The organism is Microbispora amethystogenes, assembly GCF_016863015.1.
GTDB classification, from domain to species: Bacteria; Actinomycetota; Actinomycetes; order Streptosporangiales; family Streptosporangiaceae; genus Microbispora; species Microbispora amethystogenes.
Map to the genome: position 1 here is coordinate 41097 of NZ_BOOB01000015.1, position 12416 is coordinate 53512.

13 protein-coding genes are annotated in these 12416 nt (G+C 74.0%); 7 read left to right on the forward strand and 6 right to left on the reverse strand.

All coding sequences use genetic code 11. The features are described 5' to 3' along the window. Window positions 1-5: 5 nt before the first annotated feature. Window positions 6-1292 carry a class I SAM-dependent RNA methyltransferase gene (locus tag Mam01_RS11260; RefSeq protein ID WP_204285371.1) on the forward strand — a complete coding sequence of 429 codons (1287 nt, stop codon included), beginning with the start codon at window positions 6-8 and terminating at the stop codon, window positions 1290-1292. Between the two features lie 12 nt (window positions 1293-1304). On the opposite strand, the gene Mam01_RS11265 is transcribed toward Mam01_RS11260, so the two are convergent. Next, on the reverse strand, window positions 1305-1871 hold the full coding sequence (locus Mam01_RS11265) for a TetR/AcrR family transcriptional regulator (protein WP_204285316.1): 567 nt from the start codon (window positions 1869-1871) through the stop codon (window positions 1305-1307). A gap of 120 nt (window positions 1872-1991) precedes the next feature. Here Mam01_RS11265 and Mam01_RS11270 point away from each other — a divergent pair, with 120 nt between their 5' ends. From Mam01_RS11270 to Mam01_RS11285, 4 genes are read left to right on the forward strand one after another with little or no spacing between them, the layout of a single operon-like run. Beyond that, window positions 1992-2978, forward strand: a complete 987-nt coding sequence (locus tag Mam01_RS11270; protein ID WP_204285317.1) for an NADP-dependent oxidoreductase — start codon at window positions 1992-1994, stop codon at window positions 2976-2978. A 7-nt stretch (window positions 2979-2985) separates the two neighbouring features. After that, the gene (locus Mam01_RS11275) at window positions 2986-3903 is read left to right on the forward strand and encodes an LLM class F420-dependent oxidoreductase (RefSeq protein ID WP_204285318.1); all 918 of its coding nucleotides are present in this window, start codon (window positions 2986-2988) and stop codon (window positions 3901-3903) included. A gap of 45 nt (window positions 3904-3948) precedes the next feature. After that, entirely contained in the window at window positions 3949-5538 is a 1590-nt protein-coding gene (locus tag Mam01_RS11280) for a 3' terminal RNA ribose 2'-O-methyltransferase Hen1 (RefSeq protein ID WP_204285319.1), read from the forward strand. Continuing rightward, window positions 5535-8087 (forward strand): polynucleotide kinase-phosphatase, encoded by a 2553-nt coding sequence (locus Mam01_RS11285; protein WP_204285320.1) that lies wholly within the window; start codon window positions 5535-5537, stop codon window positions 8085-8087. Before Mam01_RS11280 ends, Mam01_RS11285 begins: the two co-directional genes overlap by 4 nt. A gap of 193 nt (window positions 8088-8280) precedes the next feature. Here the strand turns inward: Mam01_RS11285 and Mam01_RS11290 are convergent, their stop codons facing one another. Beyond that, window positions 8281-8853 (reverse strand): TetR/AcrR family transcriptional regulator, encoded by a 573-nt coding sequence (locus tag Mam01_RS11290; protein WP_204285321.1) that lies wholly within the window; start codon window positions 8851-8853, stop codon window positions 8281-8283. 88 nt (window positions 8854-8941) lie between these two features. Between Mam01_RS11290 and Mam01_RS11295 the strand changes: the two genes are divergently transcribed. Both Mam01_RS11295 and mug read left to right on the forward strand, forming a co-directional pair. Beyond that, a complete protein-coding gene (locus Mam01_RS11295) occupies window positions 8942-9313 on the forward strand; it encodes a DUF4267 domain-containing protein (RefSeq protein ID WP_182874288.1) in 372 nt (123 codons plus the stop codon). A gap of 20 nt (window positions 9314-9333) precedes the next feature. Further along, window positions 9334-9873, forward strand: a complete 540-nt coding sequence (gene mug, locus Mam01_RS11300) for a G/U mismatch-specific DNA glycosylase (RefSeq protein ID WP_204285322.1) — start codon at window positions 9334-9336, stop codon at window positions 9871-9873. Between the two features lie 193 nt (window positions 9874-10066). Here mug and Mam01_RS11305 read toward each other — a convergent pair whose 3' ends face one another. From Mam01_RS11305 to Mam01_RS11315, 4 genes are all read right to left on the reverse strand, one after another. Continuing rightward, window positions 10067-10696 (reverse strand): DUF6879 family protein, encoded by a 630-nt coding sequence (locus Mam01_RS11305; protein ID WP_204285323.1) that lies wholly within the window; start codon window positions 10694-10696, stop codon window positions 10067-10069. Window positions 10697-10802: 106 nt separating this feature from the next. Further along, window positions 10803-10931, reverse strand: a complete 129-nt coding sequence (locus Mam01_RS37305; RefSeq protein WP_263641801.1) for a hypothetical protein — start codon at window positions 10929-10931, stop codon at window positions 10803-10805. 80 nt (window positions 10932-11011) lie between these two features. Next, window positions 11012-11569, reverse strand: coding sequence for a DUF1707 SHOCT-like domain-containing protein (locus Mam01_RS11310; RefSeq protein ID WP_204285324.1), 558 nt, complete (start codon window positions 11567-11569; stop codon window positions 11012-11014). A gap of 2 nt (window positions 11570-11571) precedes the next feature. Continuing rightward, complete coding sequence (locus Mam01_RS11315) at window positions 11572-12357, reverse strand: PadR family transcriptional regulator (protein WP_204285325.1); 786 nt, start codon at window positions 12355-12357, stop codon at window positions 11572-11574. Between the last annotated feature and the right edge of the window lie 59 nt (window positions 12358-12416).

Genomic DNA, 12416 nt, shown 5'->3' on the forward strand with positions numbered 1-12416 from the left:
GCCTGATGAACGGGAACGGCAGCACGGCGCCGGAGGAGTCCGCAGGGACGCTCCACGCGCGGCTCGAACTGACCGTGGGCGCGGTCGCCCACGGCGGCTGGTGCGTGGCCAGGCACGAGGGCCGGGTCGTGTTCGTCCGGCACGCGTTGCCGGGCGAGCGGGTCGTGGCCGAGGTCACCGAGGAGACCACCCGGTTCCTCCGGGCCGACGCGGTCGAGATCCTGGAGGCCTCACCGGACCGGGTCACGCCGCCCTGCCCGTTCGCCGGCCCCGGCCGGTGCGGTGGGTGCGACTGGCAGCACGCGTCGCTGGAGGCGCAGCGCCGGCTCAAGGCCGACGTCGTCGCCGAGCAGTTGCGGCGCCTGGCCGGGCTGGACCACAAGGTCGTGGTCGAGGAGGTGCCGGGGGCGCCGGACGGCCTCGGCTGGCGCACCCGCGTGCAGTTCGCCGTCGACCGGGACGGATCGGCCGGGCTGCGCAGGCACCGGTCGCACGAGATCGAGCACATCACGGGCTGCCTCATCGCCCATCCCGCCGTCGAGGAGGCCGGGGCCGAACGGCTCGCCTGGCCCGGCGCCTCCTCGGTCGAGGTGGTGGCGGCCTCCGGCGGGGACCGGGCCGTGATCGTCGAGCCCCTGCCGCACCGCCGGGCGACGATCCCGGACGTGGACGCCGCGGTCCTCCTCGACGAGGGCAGGCGGGGGACCCGCGCGCTGCGCGGCCGGGCCTCGCTGACCGAGCGGGTGGGGGAGCGGGACTACCGGGTCACCGCGAGCGGGTTCTGGCAGGTCCACCCCGGCGCGGCGGCCACGCTGCTCGGCGCGGTGCTCGACCTCGGCCGCCCCGAGCCGGGGGAGTGGGCCCTCGACCTCTACTGCGGGGCCGGCCTGTTCGCCGCCGGTCTCGCCGAGGCGGTCGGCCCGGAGGGCGCCGTGCTCGGCGTCGAGTCGGACCCGCAGGCCGTCCAGGACGCCCGGATCAACCTGCGCGACCTGCCGCAGGCGCAGGTCGAGCGGGGGAAGGTCGAGGAGGCCCTCGACCGGCTCGGCATCGAGCGGGCCGACCTGGTGGTCGCCGACCCGCCCCGCGCGGGGCTCGGCCGCCCGGTCGTCGACCGCGTCGCGCGCCTGGAGGCCCCGCGCGTCGTCTACGTCTCGTGCGACCCCGCCACCCTGGCGCGGGACATCGCCTGGTTCGCCCCGTACGGCTACCGCCTGGAGGACCTGCGGGCCTTCGACCAGTATCCGATGACCCACCACGTGGAATGCGTGGCCCTGCTCGTCAGGGACTGATCCCGCACCGCCTCACGGGCCCGGGCGGGCCATGCCCCCGAGCAGGAGGTCGGCCAGCCTCCCGACCGCCACGGGCGCGCTCTCGGGCGAACCGGCGCGGAAGGAGGCGATGGCCCTCAGGCCGATCCGCACGTCCTCGACCGACAGCCCAGGACGGACGCCGCCCGCGCTCCGGGCGCGCTCGACGAGCTGCTCGAGCCCTCGGGCCTGGGCGCGGCGCTGCCCGGCGAAGGCGGCGCCCGCGGGGTGGGAACCGAGCAGCGCCTCGTTCAACCCGCGGAGCCGCACCTGGTGTTCGGCGAACCGGCGGACGGTTCCGCGCAGCGCGCGCCAGGGGTCGGGGTCGTCCAGGGCCGCACGCATCTGCGCACGGCACGCCGTCACCTGCTCGGCGAGCACGGCGCGGACGAGGTCCTGTCGTGACGGGAAGTGCCGGTAGACGGTCGCGACGCCCAGGCCGGCACGCCGTGCGATCTCGTGCACGGGCAGGTCGAGCCCGTCCGCGGCGAAGGCGGCACGGGCGACCGCCAGGATGTGCCGCCGGTTGCGCTCCGCGTCCGTCCGTGGTTTCCGAGTCAATGTCGTCCGCGCCCCTCTCACTTCCGGCGATCCGAGACAGCCGCTCCCGTTTGCCCGCCTACGGTGGTCGACGGCCAATCGGAGACAACCGGATAGGTGGACATGTTGCCAAATGCGGAAATGCGCGCAGTGCGGTTCGACCGGTTCGGTCCCCCCGAGGTTCTCACCGTCGGGGGATCTCCCGCACCTCACGCGGGTCCCGGCGAGGTGCGCATCGCGGTGAGGGCCGCCGGGGTCTCACCGGTCGACCTCGCGCTGCGCGCCGGCACGTCGCCGTCGAGCGGACGACTTCCCCTGCCGCACATCCCCGGAGTCGACGCCGCCGGAGTGATCGACGAGGTGGGCGCGGACGTCACCGGGTTCGCCGCCGGGGACGAGGTCTTCGGCGCCGTCGACGTCTCACGGCTCGGCGGCGCCGCCGCCGAGTTCGCCGTGCTGGCCTTCTGGGCCGCGAAGCCGCCCTCGATGTCCTGGGAGGAGGCCGGCGCCGCCGGCACGAGCGTCGAGACCGCCACCCGGGCGCTCGACCGACTCGGCGTACGCGCGGGCACGACGCTGCTGGTCGACGGCGCCTCCGGCGGAGTCGGCAGCGTCGCCGTCCAACTCGCGGCCGCCCGCGGCGCCCGTGTGATCGGCACGGGCCGTCCGGACAGCCACGCCTTCATCGCCGCGCTCGGCGCGGTCCCGATCGCCTATGGGCCCGGGCTGGCCGAGCGCGTCCGGCCTCTCGTGGCCGGAGGGATCGATCTCGCGCTGGACGTCGCCGGGGCCGGCTCGCTCCGTGAACTCGTCACGATCACCGGTGCGCCGGAGTCGGTCCTCACCATCGCGGACTTCAGCGGCCCGCGGCTCGGAGTCGGCGTCTCCCGCGGTGAGCTCGGCGGGGAGCCGGACGGGCGGCACGGTCTCCCCCTCGCAGCCGCGCTGTCGGCGGAGGGGCGCTTCCGCGTTCCCGTGCGGGCGGTGTTCCCCATGGACCGGGCGGCCGAGGCGCACGCGGCCGCCGCGCGAGGGCCACAACGGGGCAAGGTCGTCCTCGCGGCTCCTCCCGCTCACGGCTCGGGGCGGCGGCCCTCCAGCGAGCCGAGGACGCGGGGGCGGGGATAATGGACGGATGAAATTGAGGATCTTCACCGAGCCGCAGCAGGGCGCGACCTACGACGACCTGCTCCGGGTGGCGCAGACGGCCGAACGCCTCGGGTTCGACGCCTTCTTCCGGTCTGACCACTATCTGCGGATGGGGGACGGCGACCCGGGGCCCGGTCCCACCGACGCCTGGATCACCCTGGCCGGGCTCGCCAGGGAGACCTCGCGCATCCGGCTGGGCACGCTGGTGACCGCCGGGACGTTCCGGCTGCCCGGCCCGCTCGCGATCAGCGTCGCCCAGGTGGACCAGATGAGCGGCGGGCGCGTCGAGCTGGGCCTCGGCACCGGCTGGTTCGAGGAGGAGCACACGGCGTACGGCATCCCGTTCCCTCCGCTGGGTGAGCGGTTCGAGCGCTTCGAGGAGCAGTTGGAGATCGTCACCGGGCTGTGGGCGGCGGCGAAGCCGTTCTCCTTCGACGGCGCGCACTACCGGCTGGCGGACTCGCCCGGCCTGCCGAAGCCGGCGCAGCGGCCCAGGCCGCCCCTGATCATCGGCGGCGGGGGAGCCAAGCGGACCCCGCGGCTGGTCGCGCGGTTCGCCGACGAGTACAACGTGCCGTTCCTCCTGCCCGAGGACACCGCCGCGGCCTTCGACCGGGTCAGGGCGGCGTGCGAGGAGGCGGGGCGGCAGACCGTCCTGCTGTCGGCGGCGCAGATCGCCTGCGTGGGCCGGGACGAGGCGGAGATCGCCCGGCGGGCCGCCGCCGTCGGCCGGGAGGTCGACGAGCTGCGGGTCAACGGCCTGGCCGGCACCCCGCAGGAGGTGGTCGAGAAGATCGGCCGGTTCGCCGAGATGGGCGCGGAGCGGCTCTACCTCCAGATCCTCGATCTGGACGACCTGGAGCACCTGGAACTGATCGCGGCCGAGGTGCTGCCGCAGGTGTGAAAAGCCGGTAGCCGGTGAAAGGGGGCATCCGGCACACTTTGCCGGGTGCTCCTGACGATCACGACGACCCTGCGCCCCGCGACGGACCTCGGTTATCTCCTGCACAAGCATCCCGGCCGGGTGCAGGAGTTCGGGCAGTCGTTCGGCACCGCGCGGGTCTTCTACCCCGAGGCGGACGGGGACCGGTGCACGGCGGCGCTGCTGCTGGAGGTCGACCCCGTCCGGCTGGCCCGCTCCCGGGGCACGTCCTCGCCCGACTTCTCGCTGAGCCAGTACGTCAACGACCGGCCGTACGCCGCATCGTCACTGCTGGCGTCGGCGCTCGCCGACGTGTTCCGCACGGCGCGGACCGGGCGGTGCGCCTCTCGCCAGGACCTCGCCGACTCGGCGATCCCGCTGGAGATCACGCTGCCCGCCCTGCCGTGCCGGGGAGGGGCCGATCTCGCGCACCGGCTGTTCGCGCCGCTGGGCTGGGAGGTCGGCGCCGAGGCCGTGCCGCTGGACCCCGGCTTCCCCGAGTGGGGCGACTCCCGGTACGTGCGGCTCGCGCTGCGCGGGAACGTGCGCCTGGCCGACGCGCTCAACCACCTGTACGTCCTGCTCCCGGTGCTCGACGACGCCAAGCACTACTGGCTGGCGGGCGACGAGGTCGACAAGCTCGTCCGCGCGGGGGAGGGCTGGCTGGCCGGCCATCCGGACAAGGGGCTGATCACCCGCCGCTACCTCGGCCGGAGGTGGGCGCTCACCCGCACCGCCTTCGCGCGTCTCGCCGAGCTCGGCGACGACGTGGAGGAGAGCCTGGACCCGCCGGTGGAGGAGGAGCCGGGTGTCGAGACCCCCGCCCCCGCCGCACCCGACGCCGGAGCCGGGCAGGCCGAGCCCGGCGTTCCCGAGCCCGGTGTTTCTGAGCCCGGCAGCCACACGCCCGGCGCCGCCACGCTCCAGGACGACGAGCCTGTCTCCGGCGACGAGCCTGGTGACGGGCCCGGTGACGGGCCCGGGGAGGCGCCCGGTGAGGCGCGGGTGCCGCTGAACACCCTGCGCCGGGACGCGGTCGCCGCGGTGCTGACGGAGATCGGCGCGCGCTCGGTGATCGACCTGGGCTGCGGCTCGGGACAGCTGCTCGGCGTCCTGCTGCGGGATCCCGCCCTCACCCGGGTGACCGGCATGGACGTGTCGGCCCGCGCGCTCGCGCTGGCCAAGCGCCGCCTGCGCGCCGACCGGATGCCGGACGCCGTGCGCGCCCGCCTCACCCTCTTCCAGGGCTCGCTGACGTACACCGACGCGCGCCTGGCCGGGTACGACGCCGCGGTGCTGATGGAGGTCGTCGAGCACGTGGACCCGCCGCGGCTGCCCGCCCTCGAACGGGTGGTCTTCGGCACCGCCAGGCCGTCCCATGTGATCGTGACGACGCCGAACGTGGAGCACAACGTGCGGTACGAGTTCCTCGCGGGGGACCGGCGCCACCCCGACCACCGGTTCGAGTGGACCCGCGCGGAGTTCGCGCGGTGGGTCGAGGGCGTCTGCGCGGCGTACGGATACACGGCCGATCTGCGGCCGGTCGGCGAGGACGACCCCGAGGTGGGCCCGCCGACCCAGATGGCGGTCTTCGGCAGGAAGGAGGAGCGGCCGTGACGGAAGTCAGCGTTCCGGAGTCGTCGCTGGTGGTGCTGGTGGGCGTGTCCGGCAGCGGCAAGTCGACGTTCGCCGCCCGGCACTTCGCGCCCACCCAGGTCATCTCCTCCGACTTCTGCCGTGGCCTCGTCTCCGACGACGAGAACGACCAGACGGCGACGTCCGAGGCGTTCGACCTGCTCCACCACATCGTGGGCGTCCGCCTGCGGCGCGGCCTGCTCACGGTGGTCGACGCGACCAACGTGCAGTGGGAGGCGCGCAGGAAGCTGATCGAGCTGGCCAGGGCGCACGACGTGCTCGCCGACGCGATCGTGCTGGACGTGCCCGAGGAGGTGGCCCGCGCCCGCAACGCGGCCCGCCCCGACCGGGCCTTCGGGCCGCACGTCATCACGCGGCAGAGCAGGGAGCTGCGCCGGTCGCTCGGCAAGATCTCCAGGGACGGCTTCCGCCGGGTGCACGTCCTGCGTGGAGACGAGATCGGCGACGTGACCGTCACGTACGAGAAGGCGTGGACCGACAGGACCCACCTCACCGGGCCGTTCGACATCATCGGCGACGTGCACGGCTGCCGGGCGGAGCTGGAGTTGCTGCTGACCACGCTCGGCTGGGAGGTCGGGCCGGAGGGCGCCGTCCACCCCGAGGGCCGTACGGCGGTCTTCGTGGGCGACCTCGTCGACCGCGGCCCCGACACGCCCGGGGTGCTGCGGCTGGTCATGGGCATGGTCGCGGCGGGCACCGCGCTGTGCGTGTGCGGCAACCACGAGGCAAAGCTGGTGCGGGCCCTGGACGGCCGCAAGGTGCGGGTCGCGCACGGACTGGAGCGGTCGCTGGAGCAGCTCGACGCCGAGCCCGCGGAGTTCCGCGTGGCGGCCCGCACCTTCATGGACGGCCTGATCAGCCACTACCGCCTCGACGGGGGCAGGCTGGTCGTCGCGCACGCCGGGCTCAAGGAGGCCTTCCACGGGCGGGCCTCCGCACGGGTGCGGTCGTTCGCCCTGTACGGCGACACGACCGGGGAGACCGACGAGTACGGCCTGCCGGTGCGCTACCCCTGGGCGGACGACTACCGGGGACGCGCGATGGTCGTCTACGGCCACACCCCGGTGCCCGAGCCGGAGTGGGTCAACAACACGATCTGCCTCGACACCGGCGCCGTCTTCGGCGGGCGGCTGACCGCGCTGCGCTACCCGGAGAGGGAACTGGTGTCCGTTCCGGCCGAGAAGGTCTGGTACGAGCCCGTACGCCCGCTCACCGCGCGGACGCCCGCCCGCGACCCGGGCGTGCTCGACATCGGCGACGTGGACGGCACCCGTTTCGTGGAGACGCGGTTCGGCGGCCGGATCAGGATCGCGGAGGAGAACTCCCGCGCCGCGCTGGAGATCATGAGCCGGTTCGCCGTGGACCCGCGGTGGCTGGTCTACCTTCCGCCGACGATGGCGCCGCCGGAGACCTCCGCGCTGGACGGCTACCTGGAGCACCCGGCCGAGGCGTTCGAGGAGTTCGCCCGCGCGGGCGTCTCCCGGGTCGTGTGCGAGGAGAAGCACATGGGCTCGCGGGCGATCGCCGTGCTGGCGCGGACCCCGGAGGCGGCGGCGCGCCGCTTCGGCGTCGCCGACGGCACGGCGGGCAGCGTCTACACCCGCACCGGCAGGCCGTTCTTCGACGCGCGCATGCCGGAGCTGGTGGACCGGCTGCGCGAGGCGTGCGCGCCGCTGTGGGAGGCGCTGGAGACCGACTGGGTGGCGCTCGACTGCGAGCTGCTGCCCTGGTCGGCCAAGGCCGAGGGGCTGATCCGCGACCAGTACGCCTCGGTGGGGGCGGCCGCGCGGGCGTCGCTGCCCGCGGCGGTCGCGATGCTTGAGACGGCGGCGGAACGTGGCCTGGATGTAGGCGCTCTGCTCGACCGCACCCGCCGCCGCGCTCACAACGCTGCCCTGTTCCGCGACGCCTATGCGCGTTACTGCTGGCCGGTCTCGGGTCTCGACGGCGTACGGCTCGCACCGTTCCAGATCCTCGCCTGCGAGGGCAGGGCGACGGCGGTGGACGAGCCGCACGAGTGGCACCTGAAAACCCTCGGCCTGATCGACTCCCCGCTCGTCACCGCGACCCGCCACCGGTTCGTCGACCTCGGCGTACCGGGGGAGCGCGAGGCGGCCGTGGCGTGGTGGACGGACCTGACCGAGACCGGGGGCGAGGGCATGGTGGTAAAGCCCGCCTCGTTCACCCCCGTCCCGGTGACCCAGGTGTCTTCGGGCGGGGTCCGGGAGGCCGGCGCCCCGGACGCGCCGCGGCCGGTGAGGGCGCAGCCGGGCGTGAAGGTGCGCGGCCGGGAGTATCTGCGGATCATCTACGGCCCCGACTACACCGAGTCGCTCGATCTGCTGCGCCGCAGGTTCACCGGGAGGAAGCGCTCACTGGCGCTGCGGGAGCACGCGCTCGGGCCGGAGGCGCTGGCGCGCCTCGCGGAGGGGGAGCCGCTCTGGCGGATCCACGAGGCGGTCTTCGCCGTGCTCGCCCTCGAGTCGGAGCCGGTCGACCCCCGTCTGTGAGACCGGACAGCCCCCGGGTCCCGGACCACGGTCTCGGCCCACACGGCCAGGACCGGCAGCACGATCCCGGCGCCGATCATGCCCGCACCAGGGACCGGACGTGCTGCTCCCCACCGTACGCGGAGGGCGTCCTCCTGGCTGCCAAGGGCGCGGGGCGACCGACCTCGGGCTTCCCGAGGCTCGGCGGCGGGGCTCAGTCCGTGAAGCGGGCCAGGAACAGCCCGAGCCTGAGCTCGTGGTGCTCGCGCGGCAGCCGCCCGCCGCGCATGAGGGTCACCAGGCCGTGCAGGCCCGCCCAGAAGGTCTCGGTCAGCGCGCCCAGGCTGTCGCCGCCCGAGTAGGGGCGGACGGCCTCGGCCAGCTCGCCGAAGGCCGCCTGCAGGGCGGGCGGCGCCTCGGGGGTGGCGAACGGCAGCGGGACGATCTGGTTGAACATCACGTCGTAGAGGGCCGGGTGCCGGTCGGCGAAGGCCATGTAGGCCGCGCTGACGCCGGCGATGGCGCGGCGGGCGTCCGGCGCCGCGGTCCTGGCCGCGCGCAGGTCCACGGCCAGGTCGGCGCAGCCCTCCACGGCGACGGCCGCCATGATCGCTTCCTTGCCCTTGAAGTGGCTGTAGAGCACCGGCTGGCTGTACTCGACGCGCTCGGCCAGCCGCCGGGTCGTGACCGCTTCCCAGCCCTCGGCCTCGGCCAGCTCCCGGGCCGCCGTAATGATCAGCTTCTCCCGCTGAGCGCGCTCACGCTCCCTGCGTGACTGGATCGACATGCCTGAACCCTAGCAGTGCTAGCGTTTAGGGCATTGCTCTGCTAGCGTCATTATTATTCCTAGCGCTGCTAGTTCTCGGAGAGAAGACATGCTCACCCCCATCGCGTACGGCCTCGCCGTCGTCCTCAACCTGTTCGTCCTGTTCATTGGAGCCCGTTTCCTGCTCGCGCCCCACGCGGCGGCCGCCGGCTACGGGGTCCCGGCCAAGAAGGACGGCGACGTCGCCTACCTGACGATCAAGGGCCTGCGTGACGGGGGCTACGGTCTGCTGGGCCTGGCCCTGCTGGCCTTCGCCGGCGCCCGCGCCGAGGCCTGGTACATGCTGATCGTCGCTCTGTTGCCCCTGGGCGACACCCTGATCGTGCTGCGCAACGGCGGCACCCGGGCGGTCGCCTTCGGCATCCACTTCGCGACCGCCGTGATCGTGCTCATCAGTGCCGCCCTGCTCTTCGCCGTCTGACCCCGCACTAGCATCGCGGCATGGCCCCCACCAAGGCCGACCTCGAGGCGGCCAGGAACGCGACGATCGAGGACGTGCTCGGCCCCGGCCTCGACGTGCTGTTCTGCGGGATCAACCCCAGCCTCTACTCGGCCGCGACCGGTCATCACTTCGCGCGGCCCGGTAACCGGTTCTGGCCCGCCCTGCACCTGTCCGGTCTCGTGCCGCGCAGGCTCGCACCGTCCGAGCAGCGCCTGCTCCCGTCCTACGGGCTGGGCATCACCAACATCGCGACCCGGGCGACCGCCCGTGCCGACGAACTGGACCCGGAGGAGCTCCGCGTGGGCGGCGAGCGGCTCGTGCGGCTGGTGGCGGAGGTCCGGCCCCGCGTCCTGGCGATGGCGGGGGTGTCGGCCTATCGGGTCGCCTTCGCGCGCCCCGCCGCCCGGATCGGCCCGCAGGAGGAGACGATCGCCGGGACGGCGCTGTGGGTGCTGCCCAACCCCAGTGGGCTGAACGCCCACTGGAGGCTGGAGGCCATCGCGGCCGAGATGGCCCGCCTGCGCCCACCGCGGGCCTGACGGGATCGACCGCGGCGGTCAGGGACGGCCCCGGGTCCTCCCCCGCGTGCGTGCCGGGCACCCCAGGACGTAGCCGCCGTCGCGGCCGCCCACCTCGCACGGACCGCCGCGACGCTCGCCATCCTGCGCACGGTGCTGGAGCACCGGCGGGACGGGGCCTGAGCCCTGTCCCGCCGGCCGGGACGGGCGAATCTCAGGGGTGGCCGGGGTGGGAGAGGATGCGCCAGGGCGAGGGAGGCGGCAGGGGCGCCACCTCACGGTCGTGGAAGGCCACCATGTCCTCCGCCTCCGCGTACAGCTCGGAGATGATCTCGGCGCACTCGTCGATCACACCGGCGTCGGTGATCCGCCGGCCGCCCACGTGCGCCCCCATATCGTCGTAGAGGACCTCGTACATCAGGCCCGGGCCCAGGATGAGCAGCTCGGGCAGCGGCGCGCGTTCCTCCAGGTGCCGCACCGACCGGGCGTGCAGGGCCCGCGCCCGCTCGCCCGCCCGGGTGCGGGCCGCGAGCAGGATGACCTCCCACTGCAGGTACGGCGTCGGCGGCGTCTCCACGATCCGCAGGCGGCGTAGCTCCGCCCGGGGCGGGAGGTCGTCGGCGAAGCGCATCTCGCCCATCAGCGCGAGCGACCGGTCCCAGTCTCCGCTCACCATCGCGACCCAGCTCGGCGTGTCGGGCTCGTGGAAGTGCTGGGCGCGTTCCAGCTTCCACACCACTCCCTCCACCTCGCGCAGGTGCTCGTAGAGCTCGGTCCGGTACTCCGCCGCGTGGAGGACTTCTCCCGCGACCTTTCTGACGTGCTCGAACGCTTCTCCGGGCATGGGGCCTCCTCGGCCGAAGCCGAATCGTGGTCGGAGCGCGCCCGGCCCCGGCCCGGATCGAGGAACGTGGCGCGCGTCGGTGCTTCCCGCGGACGTGTGGCGCGTGTCAGTTCCCCGTCGAGTTGCTGCACACGCTCGTCTCCGCGGCGTCCAGCAACCTGATCCTGATCTGCCTCGTCCCCGCCGTTCGCTCGGTCTGCGGCACCACCTCGGGTTCCGGCTCGGCTGTCTGCATCTCACCCTCCGTTCATCGGGGTGGCCGCAAACTCTCCCCCGAGGGCGACATGTCGATCGTTGGCCTCCGCCGATGCCGGGTCAAGGCCCAATTCGTGATCGGTGCGGCCGGTGCCGGTGCCGCGCGAGGCGGAGGACCGTCGTCACCAGCCAGGCCAGGAACAGCAGCTTGGCGACCAGGAACAGCGGCCAGGCGTGCCCGGAGACGAACGCGACCACGAGGACCACCGCGGCCACGATGGGCAGGACCGGCGGCCCGACCCTCGGACGCCTCGCGCCCGCCCAGTGCGCCGCGTGGGGCGGCCCCCAGGCCGCCGCGTACGGCCTCCAGGCGGCGGGGTGGCCGTAGCCGTGGTGGCCGTGACGGTGGTGGTGCTGCCAGGGGTACGGCGGTCCCGGCGGGGGAGCCGCCGCCCGGAAGCCGGGGAGGAGGTCGGATGTCACCCGCCGCAGGTCCTCCTCCGTACGGGCGGCGAGGGTGGTGTCGAGGCGCTCGTCGAGTTCCTCCCGGGTGATGCGGCCCTGCGCGAACGCGTCGTGCAGGATCCGCATCACCTCGTCGCGCTCCCTGTCGCCGATACGCAGGGCCCCGGCGGGAGGCCGGCCGGCCCCGCCACGGGTGTCGTCGGGGAAGCCCATGATCACTCCTCGGCGGGGTCGCCGTCGGCGAGAATCCGGTAGAGCTGCCGCCGGGTCTCGGTCAGGACCTGCCGCGCCTGCCTGATCTGCCCGTCGCTGCCCGACTGGGCGATCTGGAACAGCGCCGACGCCGCCTGCCTGGACAGGCCGAACAGCTCGTGGACGTCGTCCCCGATGTCCGGCGTCATGTCCTCCCAGGGCGCGCGGACCTCGCTCTCGTGCTGCGCGACGTAATCCCGGCCCGCCTCGGTGAGCTGGAACGTCTTGCGCCCGTCGGTCTCGTCGGCGCGGACCAGGCCCTCGTCGCTGAGCTGCTGGAGCGCGGGGTACACCGCGCCCGGGCTGGGCTTCCAGCCGCCCTGGCTGCGCTCGGCGATCTCCTGGATGATCTGGTAGCCGTTGCGCGGCTCCTCCGCGAGCAGCGCGAGGATCGCAGCGCGCACGTCACCGCGCTTGGCCTTGCGGGGCCGCCCGAAACCCCGGCCGCCGAACGGGAAGTTCCCGCCCGCCCACGGCCCGAACGGGCCGCCGGGGCCGCCCGGGCCGAAACCGCCCCACGGACCGCGCCCCCGCATGCCGCCCCTGTGCCGGTGCTCGTGCGAACCTGCCTGCTGATGCTCCTGGTGCCACATGGCCGCCTCCTTCATGTTCGCGTACGCCCGGCGCAGGGCGCCCCGCAGATGGCGGCGCATCTCGTCGCGGAGCGCCTCCCGGGCGTCCCGGGCATCCCGGGCGTCGTGGTGGTCGTGGCCGGCCCAGGGCCCGCCGAACGTGTGTGCCTGGCTCATCGCGTGTCCCTTCTTCCCGATCCGTTCTCGATGCTTCAACGATATATCGAGATTGTTCT

Excerpts from the sequence above, each read along its gene's own strand:
- Mam01_RS11260 (WP_204285371.1), top strand. The coding sequence starts at position 6 with ATGAACGGGAACGGCAGCACGGCGCCGGAGGAGTCCGCAGGGACGCTC.
- Mam01_RS11310 (WP_204285324.1), bottom strand. The coding sequence starts at position 11,569 with ATGGGCTTCCCCGACGACACCCGTGGCGGGGCCGGCCGGCCTCCCGCC.
- mug (WP_204285322.1), top strand. The coding sequence starts at position 9,334 with ATGGCCCCCACCAAGGCCGACCTCGAGGCGGCCAGGAACGCGACGATC.
- Mam01_RS11275 (WP_204285318.1), top strand. The coding sequence starts at position 2,986 with ATGAAATTGAGGATCTTCACCGAGCCGCAGCAGGGCGCGACCTACGAC.
- Mam01_RS11305 (WP_204285323.1), bottom strand. The coding sequence starts at position 10,696 with ATGCCCGGAGAAGCGTTCGAGCACGTCAGAAAGGTCGCGGGAGAAGTC.
- Mam01_RS11315 (WP_204285325.1), bottom strand. The coding sequence starts at position 12,357 with ATGAGCCAGGCACACACGTTCGGCGGGCCCTGGGCCGGCCACGACCAC.
- Mam01_RS11295 (WP_182874288.1), top strand. The coding sequence starts at position 8,942 with ATGCTCACCCCCATCGCGTACGGCCTCGCCGTCGTCCTCAACCTGTTC.
- Mam01_RS11270 (WP_204285317.1), top strand. The coding sequence starts at position 1,992 with ATGCGCGCAGTGCGGTTCGACCGGTTCGGTCCCCCCGAGGTTCTCACC.
- Mam01_RS11290 (WP_204285321.1), bottom strand. The coding sequence starts at position 8,853 with ATGTCGATCCAGTCACGCAGGGAGCGTGAGCGCGCTCAGCGGGAGAAG.
- Mam01_RS37305 (WP_263641801.1), bottom strand. The coding sequence starts at position 10,931 with ATGCAGACAGCCGAGCCGGAACCCGAGGTGGTGCCGCAGACCGAGCGA.